Source organism: Nocardia sp. CDC160, from assembly GCF_035818795.1.
Taxonomy (GTDB): Bacteria; Actinomycetota; Actinomycetes; order Mycobacteriales; family Mycobacteriaceae; genus Nocardia.
Genome location: NZ_JAYKYT010000001.1, coordinates 1,585,289 through 1,602,269, shown reverse-complemented (window position 1 = coordinate 1,602,269; position 16,981 = coordinate 1,585,289). Strand labels below are relative to the sequence as shown.

The following is a 16,981-nucleotide window of genomic DNA, read 5'->3' as shown; positions in this document are numbered from 1 at the left end:
GCTCGCGCTCAGCCGAAGCGGCGGCGGGTCCACTGCCGGATCGGCTCTTCGACGAGTGCGTAACTCGCGGCGGCCAAGGGCAGCGTGAAGGCGACGGTCAACAGGTAGACGATGACGAAGTGCCCGCGGAACGGCACGATGCCGAACACGGGGAAGATGATCGACAACACCGCCAGATGCCAGATGAAGATGCCGTAGGACCAGCGTCCGAGGGTGGCGGCGACACGCCCGGACAGCAGGCGGTGCCGCCGATCCGGCCGCAGCACCAGCGGGGCCAGCAGTCCGAAGCCGATGATCGCGCCGAGCGCCATCTTCATCACGTATTGCCACGGCTGGCCGTGCTTCAGACCGGGCGGACCCGCGAGATCGGTGGCCGCCAACAGCATTGCCACCGCCGCCAGCGGCCACATCACCCGGTAGTCCCCCGCGATTCGCCGCCAGCGCGGTGCGGGCAGGTCCGCGAGTTCGGCCAGCAGCATGCCCACCGCGAACCACGGCAGGTATCCGGGCAGCCAGTTGTCGGCGTGAATGCCCTCGGGTGTGGGAACGGGCAGGAAGTTCCAGGCCAGGCACAGCAGTCCGAGGCCCACCACCACCGGGACCCGGAACCGCGCGCGCCGTCCCCGCAACCACACCAGCACCCCGGCGAGTAGCGGAAGTACCAGGTAGAACGCCACTTCCACCGACAGACTCCACATCTGGGTGAGCCCGTCGGTCAATGTGAACGGCACAAATACTTGCAGCAGGCCGAGATTCGACAGCCATACCCGCACTCCGGCCGTATGCGCGGCGCTGGGCAACAGGATCAGCACCGCGCACACGACCACCCAGTAGGCGGGCAGAATGCGGGCCGCGCGATGCAGCAGATACCGCCCGGCACTCGGCGCGCTCCCCTGCCCCCGGGCCGCGAGCGCGTGCGGCCGCCACAGCAGAAACCCGGACAGCGCGAAGAACACCGCGACCGCCATATCGAATCGCTCCCACACCCGACCCAGCAGCGGCTGCCCGGTCGCGCCGGTCTGAAAGGCGACGTGGGTGAGCACGACACCCAAGGCCGCCAACGCGCGCATGCCCTCCAGCGCCGGAACGAAGCGCCCGAGCCGAAATTCGGCGGGCACCTCGGCCGGAACCTGTGTCGCCGCGGGATCGAGGGTCGTGGTCATCGCGTATCAGTGTGCCCTGTCGGCATTTATGTGAGCATTCCCCGTTTGACTTGGGGGATTTTCGGGGTGTTTTCCTGACTCGGCCGCACTCTGCGACCGCTCGGACTGTTAGTGTCTGGGCTCACGAGTGCTGCGCGGCGACCGCAGTGCGCGAAGAAACACGTGTTCGACGACGAGGAGAACCTGCATGGCACTCAGTGCCGGTACCAGAAGGACGGTGGCCTGCGTACTCGTGGGGCTCGGTGCGATGCTGCTCGTCGCCGCGATCATGATCCCCACCTATACGATCAGCCGCCTCGCGAAGACGCCGCTGGACCTGGAGATCACGACCGTCGCGACCAACCCGCAGACCGGGGCGCCCAGCGAAGTCCTCGACGCCAAGTCGCTGACCTCGCCCTCCGGATCGGCGAAGGTGGATCAGAACGTTCCCCTCGTCTCGCAGCGTTTCCTCACCGTCGAAAACCCCGCCAACGCTTCGGAAATGACCATTCAGGCCGGTCAGACCCTGCGCCGCACCGATAAGCAGGGCGACACCGGCCTGCTCACCGCGACCATCGACCGGGTCACCATCGACCGCAAGACCGGCGAGCCGGTCGAATCGGTGGACGGCGGACCGAACGGCGCGATCGCGGTGACGGTCGACAAGAAGGGCGACAGCGTCATGGATCCGGTGCAGCACACCGGACTCCAGTACCGCTTCCCCATCGGGACGGACAAGAAGACCTACCCGTACTTCGACCTGAACGTGCGCAAGAGCTTCGACATCAACTACGTCGAAGAGACCGAGATCAACAATCTGAAGGTCTACCACTTCCAGATGACCGTCCCGGTCACCGATCTCTCCACCGTCGCCAACTCGCCGACCAACAAGCTGACCCTGCCCGCCGCCAAGTGGGGCGTCGACGGCGACGGCGATGTCACCATGGCGCGCTACTACACGAATGTGCGCGACCTGTGGGTCGAGCCGGAGACCGGCACGGTGATCAAGGGCCAGGAGCAGATTCACCTGTTCTACGCCCGCAGCGGTGACAAGCCCGAGGTGACCGCGCTGAAGTCGACCCTGGTCTTCGACGAGAACACCATCGAGTCGCAGATCTCGGTCGCCAAGGACAATATGGACAAGCTGTCGCTGTACGGCCGCATCCTGCCGATCATCCTCGGCATCGCGGGCCTGGTCCTGCTGATCCTCGGCATTCTGTTCGGCGTCCTGGGCAAGAACGACGATGGCCCCACCGTGATCCGTCGCTCCAACCCGGCCCCGTCCGGCGGCCCCGGCTTCGACCCGCCGACCCAGCAGATCGATATGAACAAGTAGCCGTAGCGCTCGCGTTCGCTACACGGCCCAGCACCTCGAAGGTGCTGGGCCGTTGTCGTTTCGCGGGCGGCGAATGGCAGCATTGCGGGCGTGTCTGCTGTACGCCGTCTGCCCGTGGTCAAAGACCTGACCTTGGTGACGGCGGGGGCGATGACCGCGAATGTGGCGGGGTACCTGCTGCAATTGCTGGCCAGCCGGTGGCTGGGTGTGAGCGGATACAGCGCCTTCGCGAGTCTGCTCGCGGTGCAGATGATGTGCGCGGTACCAGCCCTGGCATTGCAGAACGTGGTGGCGCGGGAGATCGTTCGGGGCGCGCCAATGGCGGCCGCGCGGGCGTTGGCCCTGCGGTGCGCGGGAATGGTTGCCGCGCTGGCCATCGTGCTGGCGCCCATTATCAGCGCGGTGTTGACGGTGAGCCTCGCCGCGTCGGCCGGGGCGCTGTGCACCGCACCGCTGCTCGTGCTGCTCGCGGGTGAGCAGGGCATTCTCCAAGGGTGCAGCCGCTTCCGCGAACTGGCCACGGTGCTGGGCGGCGCGACGATCATTCGCGTCACGCCCGCGCTGATCCTGCTGGCCTGCGGCTTCGGACCCGCATCGGCGCTGTGGGCCGGGGCGGGCGGTGCGGCGCTCGCAGCCCTTCTCGCCCACCGCCTCACCCATGCCGCCGCTGCGGCTCGGCGGGTCTCCGATACCACGGTCTCCGCCCGCGCACTGACCGCGGTAGACGCCGAAACGGCTGCCACCGCGCAGAATACGGCCGACTGGTCGGCACTGAGCGGGGAATCGGCGTCGGCCGCTGCCGAGCGAGCGGGCGGGTGGGGGCTCGGGGTGGCGGCGGTGTTTCGGGCGGTGCAGGTGCAAGCGGCGTTGACGGCGCTGTCGGCGGCGGATCTGCTGGTGTCGCGAATCGTGTTGGATGAGAACGATGCCGGGCGTTATGCGCTCGGGGCGATCGCGGCCAAGATCGCGTTCTGGCTGCCGCAGGCGGTCGGGGTGGTGCTCTATCCCAAGATGGCGCAGCCGCAGCACTCCGCGCGGGCCATGCGCTCGGCGCTGGCCGTCCTGGTCGGGATCGGGGCGATCACCGTGCTCGGCGCGGCGGTGGCCGCGCCGCTGGCACCGCTGTTCGCGGGCCGCGATTACGCGCCCATCGAAGGGCTGCTGTGGTTGTTCGCGCTCGAAGGCGCGCTGCTGGCGATCCTGCAGGCGGCGCTGCTGTCGGCCATCGCGGCGGATCGGACCGCGCCCGCCGCGATCACCTGGATCGGCTTGGGCGTCGGGGTCGCGGTCATGCTGACCTGCGCGCATTCGCTGCTGGCGCTGATCGGCATCGCGACCGGGACCGCGGCGGTCACCACGCTGGTGATCACCGGCCTGGCCTTGCGCGCGGCACGCGACGGCGCGAAAAACCCTTCGCCCGTCCCCGATCTCGGGGCGGGCGGAACGTAGGGTGCCGGGTGTGAACGCGGAGGTCGGGGAGCGGCGGTGGCGCAGGGCGGTACCGGCGGGGTACAGCCTGGCGCTGGCCCTGCTCGTGCTGGGCCCGCTGCTGGGTTCGGGCTATCTGCTGCTGCGGGACGCGGTCAGCACCCCGCGCTCGTATCTCACCGACTCCGCGCTCGGGCTCGGCGATGCCGCGCCGCGCGCGGTGCCGCAGGACGCGCTGCTCGCGACGCTGTCGACGGTCGTGGACGGCGGGATCCTCGTCAAAGCGATTCTGCTGGTGGCCATCTGGCTGGCCGGGTGGGGCGCGGCCGCGCTGGCGCGCGAGCTGCTCGGCGTGTCACTCGGCCCGCAATTGGTGGCCGCGACCGTCGCCATCTGGAATCCCTATGTGGCCGAGCGGCTGCTGCAAGGGCATTGGAGCCTGCTCACCGGCTATGGCGCGCTGCCCTGGATCGCGCTGCTGGCGGCCCGATTACGCGCCGCCGAACCCGCGGGCACGATTTTCACCTGGGCCGCGCTGACGGGCTGCCTGGCCGCGGCCGGTCTGACCCCGACCGGTTCGCTGCTGGCGGGCTGCGTGGCCCTGCTGGTGGCGGGCAAGCGGAATCTTCCGGCGGTGCTGGCACTCTGGATCCTCTCGGCCGCGCCCTGGCTGGTCGCGACCGCGCTGTCCAGCTCGGGTGCCGCCCCCTCCGATCCGGCGGGCATCGCCGCCTTCGCGGCCCGCGCCGAACCCTGGCTCGGCACGCTGGGCAGCCTGGCGGGGCTGGGCGGCATCTGGAACGGCACGGCCGTACCCGATTCCCGCACCACCTTTTACGCGCTGATCGGGACGATCGCGCTGCTCGCCGTGGTGGCCACCGGACTGCGCGCGGTCCACCGCGCCGGAACCGTCGAGCGGCGACTGCTCTGGCTGGCCGCCGCGGCCATCGTCCTGCCCGCCCTCGGTGCCACCGGGTGGGGACTGTCGGTGGGTGAGTTCCTGGTGACGCGGGTGCCGGGGGCCGGATTGTTCCGTGACACCCAGAAATACGTGGCGCTCGCCATGCCCGCGTACACGCTGTGCGCGGCGGCGGGGTGCCGGGTCGCCGGGCGGTGGATCTCGGCGAACGTCCTCGACGGATCGTTCGGCGAACGGCCCGCGCGGACCCGGACGGGCGCTGCCGCAACGCTTTTCATTGTCGCGACGCTCATCGCCCTGCCGGATATGGCGTGGGGTGTCGATGGGGCGCTGCGACCGGTCCACTACCCGGCAGGGTGGGAGCGGGTGGCCGCGCTGGTCGACGCGCCGGGTGATGTCGCCGTGCTACCGGGCGGAATGTTCCGCAGGTTCGGGTATTCGGGCGAGGCGCCGGTGCTGGATCCCGCCCCGCGCATGCTGCGCCGAGATGTCCTGCAGACGGGGGAACTTCCGGTGCGCGCCGGAGTCGTCGCCGGTGAAGGGGTCCGGGCGCGGCGGGTGGAGAAAATGCTGTCGCGTGGCGAGCCCGCGTCCAAGCTGGCCGTGCTCGGTGTGGGCTGGGTGCTGGTCGAGGGCGGCACGCCCGGACCGCTCGGGGAGTCGAAAAATACTCTGTCCCAGTTGAATCCGGTGTATTCCGACGCGAATCTCCAGTTGTACAAGGTGCCGGGCGACATCACACCCAATGACGCCTCACCCGAGAGCCGTCGGGCATCCGGGGCCGCGCATCTGTTGTGGGCCGCCCTGCTCATCGGCGGATTCCTCACCGCCGCAGTGCCTTCCATGCGGCACGCCGCAGCACCCTCGGTGCGCCGTTCAGTCCTTCGGGAAGCCGAGCGCGAACCCCACCCCGATCACGACAATGCTGACTAACGCGATGACGACGATGATCCACATGCTTCGAGACTATGAGGCGTAGTAGATCCGCACGCTTGGTTCGCGGAAGATGCCGATCTCGAACGGCCGAGATTCAGTCGCGTGCCGGGGCGATCAGGCCGCTGACCCGCTCGCCGCGCGTCACCGCGGACAGCACCTCGTACACGCCGTTTCCGGTTTGCTCCCAGGAGAATTCGCGTGCCCGCGCCCGCGCCTTCTCGCCGAGCACGATGCGCGCCTCGCGATTGTCGAGCAGATCGCCGACCGCCTCGGTCAATTGGGCGGGATCGTCGACCAGCAGTCCGGTCACGCCGTCCACGATGGAGTCGGTGAGCCCGCGCGAGCTGCGGTAGCCCACCGTCGGCACCCCGTGCTGGGCCGCCTCGATGACCGCCAGACCCCAACCCTCCTTGCGCGAGGGCAGCACGTGCACCCAGGCGCGGGCCAGCAGCCGATGCTTCTGGTCCTCGTCGACGTGGCCGTGGAAGGTGACGTCCGCCGCGATGCCGAGCTCATCGGCGTGTGCGCGCAGATTGTCGGCCCACCAGCCGTCGCCGATCACATCCAGGCGCAGGCCCGGAATCCGGCCGCGCAGCCCGGCCACCACGGCCATGGCGTCCTCGATCTGCTTGTGCGGCACCAGCCGCGACAGCACCACGATGCTCGGGTGCGCGGTGCGGGTGCTCTCGTCCCCGGCGGGCACGCGCGCGGGTACCGGCTCGGCGCCATTGCGCACCACCGCGATTCGCGATCCGCCCACGCCCAGTGCGGTCAATTCCTCGGCCGAGGGCAGCGAGACCGTCAGGTACTGGTTGCGCCGATGCACGCGCGGCGACAGCCGCGATTCGATCCACCAGCCGATCCGGCCCACCAGTTTCCCGGCCACCGGCCACTGCTCGCGATGGCCGTGATGCACGAGCACCACGGTCGGCGCGGCCGTCGCGGCGCGCGCGAAAAACGGAATGCCGTTCTGAGTGTCGATGACCGCGTCCGGCCGCAGCCCCTTGAGCGGACCGATCCCCAGGCGACCGAGCGCGATGGCCGCGAGCGCCCGCGGATACACGGTGAACCGACCCCCACCCCGGCTGATCTCGATGCCGTCCACCGATTCCCGCCGGGCAGCCCCCGGATACCAGGCGGTCCGCAACGTCACCTTCACGCCCCGCGCGGCCAATTGCGCGCCGACCTGCTCCAAATACCGCTCACTACCCCCACCCTGCGGATGCCCGGTGTCGCGCCAGCACAGCAGCAGCACTTCACGCACGGGCGGATCTCCAGGGTTTAAGGACTCGACAGGACGATGACGGTCAGGGGCGGACAGACAATGGGCTCCACCGTACCGCCTCCCCGCAACTTCAGCGGACGGCTAGGAGCCGTTCATCGCCATGCATCCGTGCTGCGGTTGGGAGCCGACCCCATTTCGGGGGTACCCCAGAAGTTACCCTCGCCTCGCCAAATCAGTAGCCCGGTCCCGAAGGCCCGCGGTGCACGCCGACTCGGCTATGCGAGACTTGCCGCCGTGCTTCGAGCTGAGCAGTCCTTCACGCGCCGTGCCGGGCAGCGCCCGCGATTCGCCCGGCGGGCGACGCTGCGCAGGTCGCTTCGGCTGCTGGGGAGTTTTCGGTTCGAGCAGAGCGATCCGGCTGTTTTTTATGGGGGCGTGGCCGCCGATACCGCGGATCTGGTGGGGGATTTCTATCGGGATCTGACCGGGGAGTCGTTGCGCGGGACGATCGTGCTGGATGTGGGCGGCGGGCCGGGGTATTTCGCGGACGAGTTCGGGCGGGCAGGGGCCCGGTATCTGCCGGTGGAGCCGGATCCGTCGGAGATGCACGCGGCCGGGCTGCGGGTGGCGGGCGCGGTGCGCGGGTCGGGGATGGCGCTGCCGTTCCGCGATGACGCCGTGGAGATCTGCATTTCCTCGAATGTGGCCGAGCACGTGCCGCAGCCGTGGGTGATGGCGGAGGAGATGCTTCGGGTCACCAAACCCGGTGGGCTGATGGTCTTCTCGTACACCGTGTGGCTGGGACCGTTCGGCGGCCACGAGACCGGGCCGTGGCACTACCTGGGCGGGGAGTACGCGGCGCGGCGGTATCGGCGCAAGCAGGGGCGGGAGCCGAAGAACCGCTTCGGGCGCTCGCTGTTCGCGGTGCGCGCGTCGGAGGGCATCCGCTGGGCGCGCGAAACTCCGGACGACATCGAGATTCTCGCCGTGTTCCCGCGCTATCACCCGCGGTGGGCCTGGTGGCTGGTGCGCGTGCCGGGCCTGCGGGAGCTGCTGGTCAGCAACCTGGTGGTGGTGGCGACCAAGCGGGCGCGGTCAGCGTTCGGCGAGACCGCACCGGAAGATGCGGCGTAAACCGGTACACGGCTCCGGTTCGCTCCACGGTGACTCCTGGGTAGCCAACCCAACGGTCTCCATTGCGGTCAGGCCGACCTGACCGGCGAGGGCGTTCACCGCGGCAACCGCCTCGGCCGCCTGCAGGGCGGCGGCGGCCTGTGCCAGGGTGAGGGTCCGGCCCGGCAGGAAGGACACCACCCATCCGCCTGCGCCAACGCTTTTCGCCTGATGCGGGGTGAGATCACTGGTCATCAGCGACCGATCGACCACTTGCACCGCCATGACTCGGACTCCCCTGTGCGGTAACGGTTCATGTATCGAGCGAGCTATCCACGGTAGCTATAAAGCATGCTCGCTACGGCCGTCGAATGCAATAGTGCGTTCGGTGAAAAGCGAACCGACAGGTTGGAATTCGTTTTTTCGCGGTGCTATGGATTTGCCACAAGGATGCGGAACCGCTTGCACCCCTGCGGATTCGGCGCGATTCCCGCTCTGGGGCGGCGGATTCAGCCCTCCGGCATCATGAGTCGAAGCACCGGCTGCCCCTGTCGCACCGTCGGATAGGTCGCCTCCACGACCTCGACGCGCCAGCCGGGCGGTAGCACGCGCTGCAACTGATTGGCGGCCCGCCGCATGGGAGTGCTGATCTCCGACGAGTCGACATCGGACAACTCGCCGAGCAGGAAGTCATCGATGCGCATATCAGTCATGCGGGGATCTACCTTTCGCAAAGCTAATACATAGCAACCGACCGGATTGGTGGAGAAAGGCGTACTTCGCAGAGCATAGGCCACCGCCTGGCAACTCCGAATCCGAACCACGTTTTGCCGCACGGGTAACAAGGCGGCTTAGAAACCGAGAGGTCGAATTTCAAAGAAAGATCCCGGTCAGCGGGACGGTTGCCCGCCATGACCGGGACAGTCGAAGACGCAAAACTGTAACGTGTTCTCATGGAGTACCAGAGTCTGTTCATCGGTGGCCGCTGGACCGCACCGGCCGGTCCCGACACCCTCCCCGTCGTCTCGCCCGCAACCCTGGAAACCGTCGGCAGCGTGCCCGTCGTCACCCGCGCCGATGTGGATGCCGCGGTCGCGGCCGCCCGCCGGGTCTTCGACAGCGGACCCTGGCCCGCCACCCCGCCCGAGGAGCGCGCCGCGCTGCTGACCCGGGTCATCGCCCTGCTCGATCAGAAGGCGGGCGAGCTGAACGCCGCGCTGTCCGCCGAGATGGGCGCGCCGACCATGGCCGCCAGCACCCTCAACTACGTCCCGGCCCGCGCCACCCTCGATTTCTACGCCGGGCTCGGAAAGTCGTTCCCCTGGAACGAGACTCGCACCGGATTGTTCGGCACCACGCGCGTCTCCCGCGAACCGGTCGGTGTGGTGGCCGCCGTGATCGCCTGGAACGTCCCGGTTTTCCTGGCGGTCAACAAGCTCGCGCCCGCCCTGCTGGCCGGATGCAGCGTGGTGCTCAAGCCCGCGCCCCTGACCCCGCTGGCCGCCAATGTGCTCGCCGACATCTTCGCCGAGGCCGGTCTGCCCGAGGGCGTGCTGTCGGTGCTGCCCGCCGAGGCCGACGCGTCGGAATACCTGATCTCGCACCCGGGCGTGGACAAGGTCACCTTCACCGGCAGCACCGCGGTGGGCCGCAAGATCGCCGCGATCGCGGGTAGCCAGCTCAAGCGCTGTTCGCTCGAGCTGGGCGGTAAGTCGGCGGCAATCCTGTTGCCGGACATGAACATCGAGGACATGCCCAAGCTCGCCTTCGCCGGTCTGATGAACAGCGGCCAGGCCTGCGTGGCCCAGACCCGCATCCTCGCCCCGCGCGGCCGCTACGACGAGATCCTCGACGCCCTGAATGCTTCCGTGGACCTCTTCCCACTGGGCCTGCCCGACGATCCGGCCGCCCAGCTCGGCCCGCTGATCTCCGCGAAGCAGCGCGAACGCGTCGAGGGCTACATCGCCAAGGGCAAGGACGAGGGCGCGCGCCTGATCCGCGGCGGCGACCGCCCCGACGACCTCCCCGGCTGGTACGTCCGCCCAACGGTTTTCGCCGACGTGCACAACTCGATGACGATCGCCCGCGAGGAGATCTTCGGCCCGGTCCTCTCGGTGCTGCCCTACGACACCGAGGAAGAGGCCATCGCCATCGCCAACGACAGCGACTACGGCCTCGCGGGTTCCGTCTGGACCACCGACATCGAGCACGGCGCGGCTGTGGCCGCGAAGGTCCGCACCGGCACCTACGCCATCAACTGGTACGCCTTCGACCCCTGCGCCCCCTTCGGCGGCTACAAAACCTCCGGCATCGGCCGCGAGAACGGTCCCGAAGGCCTGGACGCCTACTGCGAGACCAAATCCCTTCTCCTGCCCATGGGTTCGTGAAGCGCTGAACGAAAACAGCTCGCCCGCACTGAAAGTGCGGGCGAGCCATTGCGTTACGGGGTGCGGCTCGCACCCAGCTTTGGGGGTGCGGGGGCATGGCCCCCGCATACCTTTTCCGGGGGTGTGGGGGCGTAGCCCCCACGACCGGCTGTCAAGCCAAGCGCTGCTTGAGCGCCTCGAACTCGTCGCGCAGGCCGGAGGGTAGCTTGTCGCCGATGAACTCGAACCACTCCTCGATGGAGGGGATCTCGTTCTTCCACTCCTCGACGTTCACCGCGAGCGCCTCTTCGACGTCGTCGGGGTTCACGTCCAGGCCCTCGAGGTCGAGGTCGGCGGCGTGCGGGACATTGCCGATCGGGGTGGCCTCGGCCGCGGCCGTGCCCTCGATGCGGCCCACGATCCACTCCAGCACGCGGGAGTTCTCGCCGAAGCCCGGCCACAGGAAGCGGCCGTCGGCGCCGCGGCGGAACCAGTTGACGTAGAAGATCTTCGGCAGCGCCTGAGCGTCGGCGTTCTTGCCGAGGGTGATCCAGTGGTTGAGGTAGTCACCCACGTGGTAGCCCATGAACGGCAGCATGGCCATCGGGTCGCGGCGCACGGTGCCGACCTTGCCCTCGGCGGCGGCGGTCTGCTCGGAGCCCACGGTGGCGCCCATGAACACGCCGTGCTGCCAGTCGAAGGACTCGGTCACCAGCGGGATGGTGGTCTTGCGGCGGCCGCCGAACAGGATGGCCGAGATCGGCACGCCCTGCGGGTCGTCCCACTCGGGAGCCAGGGTCGGGCACTGCGACATCGGGGTGCAGTAGCGCGAGTTCGGGTGCGCGGCCAGGGTTTCCGACTCGCGCTCGAACCAGTCGTTGCCCTTCCAGTCGATGAGGTGGTCCGGGGTGCCCTCGAGGCCCTCCCACCACACATCGTTGTCGTCGGTCAGGGCGACGTTGGTGTAGACGGTGTTACCGGCCTCCATGGTGGCCATGGCGTTCGGGTTCGAGCTGTGGTTGGTGCCGGGGGCGACACCGAAGAAGCCGAATTCCGGGTTGACGGCGTAGAGGCGGCCGTCCTTGCCGAAGCGCATCCACGCGATGTCGTCACCGAGGGTCTCGGCGCGCCAGCCCGGGACGGTCGGCTGGATCATGGCGAGGTTGGTCTTGCCGCAGGCCGACGGGAACGCGGCGGCGATGTAGTAGTTCTTGTTCTCCGGCGAGATCAGCTTGAGGATGAGCATGTGCTCGGCCAGCCAGCCCTCGTCGTGCGCCATGGCGGAGGCGATGCGCAGCGAGTAGCACTTCTTGCCCAGCAGCGCGTTGCCGCCGTAACCCGAACCGTAGGACCAGATTTCGCGATCCTCGGGGAAGTGGGTGATGTACTTGGTCTCGTTGCACGGCCACGGCACGTCGGCCTGGCCTTCGGCCAGCGGGGCGCCCACCGAGTGCAGGGCCTTCACGAACGGCTTGTCGGTGCCCAGCTTCTCCAGGGCGGCCGAGCCCGCGCGGGTCATGACGCGCATGGACACCACGACGTACTCGGAGTCGGTGATCTCCACGCCCAGCTTCGGGTCTTCGGCGCCGAGGGGGCCCATGCAGAAGGGCACCACGTACATGGTGCGGCCCTTCATGCAGCCGCGGTACAGCTCGGTCATGGTGGCGCGCATCTCGGTCGGGTCGACCCAGTTGTTGGTCGGACCGGCGTCGGCCTCGGTCTTCGAGCAGATGTAGGTGCGGGACTCGACGCGGGCGACGTCGGAGGGATCGGAGAGCGCCAGGTAGGAGTTGGGCTTCTTCTTCTCGTTCAGCTTCTTGAAGGTGCCCGCGGCGACCAGCTGCTCGGAGAGCCGGGCCGCTTCCTCCTCGGACCCGTCCGACCACACCACGCGGTCGGGCTGGGTGAGTTCTGCGACCTCCTGTACCCAGGCAAGCAGTTCCTTGTGCTCGGTGGGCGCGGTGCCATCGTGAAGACCAGGAATGGTCGCTGAGGTCATGAAAACTCTCCTGAGATGGGCGGCCCCGATGGCCTCGAGCCGAGGAGCGCGGCTCGCGACACCGAGTGCCACCAAGTGCGGCAGGGCCCCCTCCGGTCTCGCCGTCAGCCCGTCCCGGCTGGACGTGCGTACAAGAGCGCGGCGGATGCCCTAGTTCCTGCCATAGAGGTTAACGCCACATATCGACGTGTACGGAATCGGGTTGTCCAGTCGGTATCGGGTCGAAACCTCCGAACAGCCACTATGCGAATTCGAGTACTGCCAGGTCACGTTCGCATGCCTGCAGTAAAGCGGGGCGCCGATGGGCGGCTTGACGCAATTGCTCCTCCAATTCACCGACCCGCAGGTCGATTTCCACCATGCGCGCGGTGGCACTGCCGAGCACCTCGTCGGTGAGTCGTTCCTCGGCGTCGACCAGGGCCGTCGCCACCCGCTGCTCCAGCTGCGCACGGGCGTCCACCAGCGCGTCGGCGACCCATTGCCGCAGGTGAGCGCCGTCGGCGAGGTGTCTGCGGGCGCGCACGAACCAGCTGGCGGCCGCGGCACCGAGGGCCAAACCGACCGGCATGATCGCGTAGTCGAGGGCGGGCAGCAGGCTCAGCGGGGCCGCCACCAGGCGGCCCAGACCGAACCCCGCCGAGGCGCCGAGCGCGATCACCAGGTGGTCCTCCACGCCCCGCAGCCGCGGCCCCGGCGTCGGTACCGACCGCGAACCCCGTTCCGTGGGCGGCGGAAAAGATATATGCCATTCCTCCGCGACGGATTCTTCGACTTGGCGGCACAATTCGGCCATCCGGAAGCGAATCGCGCGGTCCATCTCCCGTGTGAGTTTTTCCACAGATTCGCTCACGTGGCGCGAGAATTCCGCGTGCGCACCGCGCGCCAACCCGTCGATTTCGGCACGCAGGTCGGTGTGCAGCGCCCGAATTCGGGTCCCTACCTCGTGTAATAGGTCGACGCGCGCCAGCTGAACGCGATTGCGCACCACGGCCATGGCACTGCCGCGCCCGCCGTCGTTCACCGCCAGCAGCCGCGCCCGCTCCTCCCGCAGCGCCGCCACGTCATCGCGGCCCCGCAGCTTGTCCACCTGTGCGCGGATGCGCCGCCGGGTCTCGGCCAGGACCCGCTCCCGCACGATCGCGACCTGATCCCCGACCGCGCCCGCCCCCGCGGCGGCCACCAGCCGCGCGTGCAACAGGCCCACCCCCGATCGATCCACCAGCGCCGCGTCCCCGCTCGCCCGCCCCACCGCCGCCATCCGCGCCGAGACCGGCACGATCTCCTCGCCGCCGCCGTCGATCTCCGCGAGCAATTCGGTGTCGAGCTTGCGCACCTCTCGCCACTCCCGATGCGCGTGAATCCCGTCCAGCGCGAACACGATCCGTGTCCCTTCGGCGCGCAACCGCCGCACCTCGGCGAGCAGGTGCTCGCCGATCAGGGCTCCGGCCTCGAGCACGATGAGTGCCACGGGCACCGGGACGGTATCGCGCCGAACGGATTCCGTCTCGACCTTGTCGGGGACCCGCTCGGCCTGCGCGGCGATCACGTCCACGTCGATGCGCGGAAGAAAGCGCGCGAGCTCGACCCGCAGCGCGGCCGCATGCGATTCGTCGGCGCTGATCAGGGCGACGGTCGGCGTCGCCGCCCGCGCGGGGCGGACCACCGCCCGCAGCAGTGCCACGCCGTGCGGATTCCACCGCATCACCACGGCTTCCGCCGCGGGCGGCAGCGGTGGAGGTTCCAGCCCGCCACCGCGCGGGTCCGGCCCCGTTGGGGCAGCACCGGATTCCGGCTCGGCGGCCGAAGCCGGGGTCGCGCGGGCGGATCGCGGCGGCGGCACCGGGTCCGCGGGCACACGCACCGGTGGTGGCAGTTCGAGCCGATCGGACGTCGGCCGTGGCGCGGTGGTCACGTGCGGCCCGCTATCCGGCGGGGCGGCAGTCGGTTCCGGCGGCACCGTTATCGGTGGCAGCCGCAGTGACGGGACGCACGGATCACTCGTCGGCGGGTGGCTCGGGGAGGCCACCGGCTTCGGTTCGGGAAGCGGCGGATCGGCGGGGTGGTCATCGGGTATCAACACCGCTGATTCGTTCCGCGCGCGGTTTCGGCTTGGCCACGGCCGGTTACGACTTGGCCGGGACCGGATACGTCGTGGCAGAGGTCGACGCGATCGCCGTGTAGCGGCGGTGGATTTCGTGGTGGAGGCGGTCTATCCCGCTGGCGCAGTGGAGGATCTGTAGCAGGGCCCGTGCGTCCAGGGTGGGGTCGTGCCGGAGGGCCGTGACGGCGCAGGAGACGCCGTGCAGGTCCCAGCGGTCCAGGAGGGCTTGGCGCGCTTCGGGATCGGGGGCGAGGTCCGGAGCGGTGAACAGGTCGTGGGACAGGGTCAGGGGTGGGTCCGGGCGGTCGCGATGGCGATGCAAGGTGTCGAGATCGGCGTCGGTGAGGATGCCGGAGCGGGTGTGGGCGGCCAGGACGGCGACCACCGGAAAGGTCGCGAATCCGAGGTCGGAGCGGAGGTTTTCGGCCATGGTCGCCGCGTCGGACCACCGGGTTCCGATGGCGTCGGCCTTGTTGAGGACGACAAGGGTGCGTTCCGGGGGCAGGGTGGCGAGCAGGCGGCGGTCGGCACGGTCGGCGGTGCCCGGGAGGACATAGAGGAGTAGGTCGGCATCGAGGGTGGGGGGTGGTTGCCCGGGCTGATCGACCGGTCGGGTTTCTTCGGCGGTGAGCAGTGACAGCGCATGTCGCAGGGTGGTTTTGCCCGCGCGGGCCCGGCCCGTCACCTGGATGCGCGGAGATCGCCCGACCGGCACGCGGGCAGCCTAGCCGGAACCCGCTGGGCGCGTGCGGGTTTCGCATCACAAACTCACAGGTCACGCGGTGAGAACAGACCGATCCGGGTTCTTCTGTGCGCCAGCACAATTCGCTGCGACGGCTCTTCACAGACACCCCCGAAACGGCCTACTCTGGCGATTCGGTCGGCATCAGAGCCGATGCACGGCTGCGGCGATCCCTCTCGGTCCACGGCCGCCGCGACGAGGGGAGGTAGCGATGACCGTCAATGCCGACGTCATCGGAGGATCCGAGACACCGCGGCCGAAACGGGCCCGCCGCACCCCACCGAGCATTCCCACGCGGGTCGCCCTCGCACCGACACCCGAACACAGCGGCACACCCGAGCGCGGGAGGCCGCTGCCGCCGAGTCAGGATCCGTTCTTCCACCCGCCGCGCGGCTTCGCGCGGCGGGCGCCCGGCACCATCCTGCGGCACCGCGAGGTGGAGATCGCACTCTTCGGCCTGGTGCCGCAGCACGTGACCGCGTGGCAACTGCTGTATCGCAGCCAGGATCTGCACGGAAAGCCCGAGGTGGCGATCACCACCGTGCTGCTCCCGGCGGGCGCGGCGCCGGATGCCGAACGCCCGCTGCTGGCCTTCCAGACCGCCATGGACGCGGTCACCGATCGCTGCGCGCCGTCGTATGCCCTGCGTCGCGGTGCGCTCTCGCCGGGCTCGATCACCCAGTTGGAGTGGCTGCTGGTGGCGGGCGCGCTGCGCCGCGGCTGGGCCGTCAGCATCGCCGATCACGAAGGGCCGCACGGCAATTTCGGTGTCGCGCGCGAGCCCGGCTATCGCGCGCTGGACGGCATTCGGGCCGCCCTGCGCTTCGCCCCGCTGGGCCTGCGCGCCGACACCAGGGTCGCGGTGTGGGGCTATTCCGGTGGCGGCATGGCCAGTTCGTGGCTGGTGGAGATGGCCCCGGAGTACGCGCCCGAGCTGACCATCGTCGGCGCGGTGCTGGGTGCGCCGGTGGGTGATCCCCGCCACGTCTTCCTGAAACTCGACGGCAGCTCGTTCGCGGGCTTCCCCGCCATCGTGATCGCCGCACTGCGGCAGGTGTATCCGGCCATGGCCGAGGTGGTCCGCCGCGATTTCACGCCCGAGGGCCGTCGCCTGCTCGACCGGGCGCGCAGTCTGGGCCCGATCGCGGTGCTGCCGCTGCTGGTGGGCCGCCGCATGGACGACTACCTGTCGCGGCCCCTGGTCGAGATCCTCCCGGACCTCGAGGCCATGTTCGACGATCTGCGCCTGGGCAATCGCGCGCCCGCCTGTCCGGTACTGGTGATCCAGCCCGTGCACGACCAGGTCATCGACGTCGAGGGCATCGACGGTCAGGTCGATCGGTACCGGGCGGGCGGCGCGGCGGTCTGGTACGTCCGCGATCGCCTCAGCGAGCATTTCTCGCTGCTGCCGCTGGCGACCCCGATGAGCCTGGATTGGCTCGCCGATCGGCTGGCCGGGAAAACTCTTACCGAACCCATAACCAAGACCGTCTGGTCGGTCGCGCTGTCCCCGGCGCATTGGCGCGGCATGGTGGAAATGGCAACTACCGCAATGCGAGTCACGCTCGGACTGCCCTTGCGGGCGCCCGCCGCACCGGCGTCCGGCGAGGTGTCGGGCCTGGCAGCCTGAGTGTTCGCGCTCGCCGCAACCCCTGGTCGATTGCTGCGCTAATC

Annotated in this window: 13 protein-coding genes; 6 read left to right on the top strand and 7 right to left on the bottom strand. The window is 69.3% G+C overall.

The genetic code is table 11. From position 1 onward, the window contains the following. Positions 1-8: 8 nt before the first annotated feature. The gene (locus VMT40_RS07150; RefSeq protein WP_326357110.1) at positions 9-1,163 is read right to left on the bottom strand and encodes an acyltransferase family protein; all 1,155 of its coding nucleotides are present in this window, start codon (positions 1,161-1,163) and stop codon (positions 9-11) included. Positions 1,164-1,350: 187 nt separating this feature from the next. Between VMT40_RS07150 and VMT40_RS07145 the strand changes: the two genes are divergently transcribed. The 3 genes from VMT40_RS07145 (at position 1,351) to VMT40_RS07135 (ending at position 5,758) form a co-directional block, all read left to right on the top strand. Next, complete coding sequence (locus tag VMT40_RS07145) at positions 1,351-2,478, top strand: DUF3068 domain-containing protein (RefSeq protein ID WP_326357109.1); 1,128 nt, start codon at positions 1,351-1,353, stop codon at positions 2,476-2,478. Positions 2,479-2,568: 90 nt separating this feature from the next. Continuing rightward, the gene (locus VMT40_RS07140) at positions 2,569-3,927 is read left to right on the top strand and encodes a polysaccharide biosynthesis protein (RefSeq protein WP_442789914.1); all 1,359 of its coding nucleotides are present in this window, start codon (positions 2,569-2,571) and stop codon (positions 3,925-3,927) included. 10 nt (positions 3,928-3,937) lie between these two features. Further along, positions 3,938-5,758 carry a hypothetical protein gene (locus VMT40_RS07135; RefSeq protein WP_326357108.1) on the top strand — a complete coding sequence of 607 codons (1,821 nt, stop codon included), beginning with the start codon at positions 3,938-3,940 and terminating at the stop codon, positions 5,756-5,758. A 97-nt stretch (positions 5,759-5,855) separates the two neighbouring features. On the opposite strand, the gene VMT40_RS07130 is transcribed toward VMT40_RS07135, so the two are convergent. Beyond that, on the bottom strand, positions 5,856-7,025 hold the full coding sequence (locus VMT40_RS07130; protein ID WP_326357107.1) for a glycosyltransferase family 4 protein: 1,170 nt from the start codon (positions 7,023-7,025) through the stop codon (positions 5,856-5,858). 255 nt (positions 7,026-7,280) lie between these two features. Here VMT40_RS07130 and VMT40_RS07125 point away from each other — a divergent pair, with 255 nt between their 5' ends. Next, positions 7,281-8,120 carry a class I SAM-dependent methyltransferase gene (locus VMT40_RS07125; RefSeq protein WP_326357106.1) on the top strand — a complete coding sequence of 280 codons (840 nt, stop codon included), beginning with the start codon at positions 7,281-7,283 and terminating at the stop codon, positions 8,118-8,120. Here the strand turns inward: VMT40_RS07125 and VMT40_RS07120 are convergent. Both VMT40_RS07120 and VMT40_RS07115 read right to left on the bottom strand, forming a co-directional pair. After that, positions 8,082-8,384 carry a hypothetical protein gene (locus VMT40_RS07120; protein ID WP_326357105.1) on the bottom strand — a complete coding sequence of 101 codons (303 nt, stop codon included), beginning with the start codon at positions 8,382-8,384 and terminating at the stop codon, positions 8,082-8,084. The two genes, VMT40_RS07125 and VMT40_RS07120, sit on opposite strands and share 39 nt — an antisense overlap. A gap of 224 nt (positions 8,385-8,608) precedes the next feature. After that, positions 8,609-8,812 carry a hypothetical protein gene (locus VMT40_RS07115; protein WP_326357104.1) on the bottom strand — a complete coding sequence of 68 codons (204 nt, stop codon included), beginning with the start codon at positions 8,810-8,812 and terminating at the stop codon, positions 8,609-8,611. Between the two features lie 240 nt (positions 8,813-9,052). Here VMT40_RS07115 and VMT40_RS07110 point away from each other — a divergent pair, with 240 nt between their 5' ends. Continuing rightward, positions 9,053-10,486: an aldehyde dehydrogenase gene (locus VMT40_RS07110; RefSeq protein WP_326357103.1), complete on the top strand. Its 1,434-nt coding sequence runs from the start codon at positions 9,053-9,055 to the stop codon at positions 10,484-10,486. Positions 10,487-10,637: 151 nt separating this feature from the next. On the opposite strand, the gene VMT40_RS07105 is transcribed toward VMT40_RS07110, so the two are convergent. The 3 genes from VMT40_RS07105 to VMT40_RS07095 all read right to left on the bottom strand — a co-directional run bounded on the left by VMT40_RS07105 (position 10,638) and on the right by VMT40_RS07095 (position 15,280). Continuing rightward, complete coding sequence (locus VMT40_RS07105) at positions 10,638-12,464, bottom strand: phosphoenolpyruvate carboxykinase (GTP) (RefSeq protein ID WP_326357102.1); 1,827 nt, start codon at positions 12,462-12,464, stop codon at positions 10,638-10,640. A 241-nt stretch (positions 12,465-12,705) separates the two neighbouring features. Beyond that, positions 12,706-14,376, bottom strand: coding sequence for a hypothetical protein (locus VMT40_RS07100; RefSeq protein ID WP_326357101.1), 1,671 nt, complete (start codon positions 14,374-14,376; stop codon positions 12,706-12,708). 211 nt (positions 14,377-14,587) lie between these two features. Then, positions 14,588-15,280: a hypothetical protein gene (locus VMT40_RS07095; protein WP_326357100.1), complete on the bottom strand. Its 693-nt coding sequence runs from the start codon at positions 15,278-15,280 to the stop codon at positions 14,588-14,590. 238 nt (positions 15,281-15,518) lie between these two features. On the opposite strand from VMT40_RS07095, the gene VMT40_RS07090 reads away from it, so the two are divergent. Next, the gene (locus tag VMT40_RS07090) at positions 15,519-16,937 is read left to right on the top strand and encodes a lipase family protein (RefSeq protein WP_326357099.1); all 1,419 of its coding nucleotides are present in this window, start codon (positions 15,519-15,521) and stop codon (positions 16,935-16,937) included. The last annotated feature ends 44 nt before the right edge of the window (positions 16,938-16,981 follow it).

Bases quoted from the DNA above. Each gene is read 5' to 3' on its own strand.
- VMT40_RS07110 (WP_326357103.1), top strand. From the start codon at position 9,053: ATGGAGTACCAGAGTCTGTTCATCGGTGGCCGCTGGACCGCACCGGCC.
- VMT40_RS07120 (WP_326357105.1), bottom strand. From the start codon at position 8,384: ATGGCGGTGCAAGTGGTCGATCGGTCGCTGATGACCAGTGATCTCACC.
- VMT40_RS07090 (WP_326357099.1), top strand. From the start codon at position 15,519: ATGACCGTCAATGCCGACGTCATCGGAGGATCCGAGACACCGCGGCCG.
- VMT40_RS07115 (WP_326357104.1), bottom strand. From the start codon at position 8,812: ATGACTGATATGCGCATCGATGACTTCCTGCTCGGCGAGTTGTCCGAT.
- VMT40_RS07145 (WP_326357109.1), top strand. From the start codon at position 1,351: ATGGCACTCAGTGCCGGTACCAGAAGGACGGTGGCCTGCGTACTCGTG.
- VMT40_RS07105 (WP_326357102.1), bottom strand. From the start codon at position 12,464: ATGACCTCAGCGACCATTCCTGGTCTTCACGATGGCACCGCGCCCACC.
- VMT40_RS07150 (WP_326357110.1), bottom strand. From the start codon at position 1,163: ATGACCACGACCCTCGATCCCGCGGCGACACAGGTTCCGGCCGAGGTG.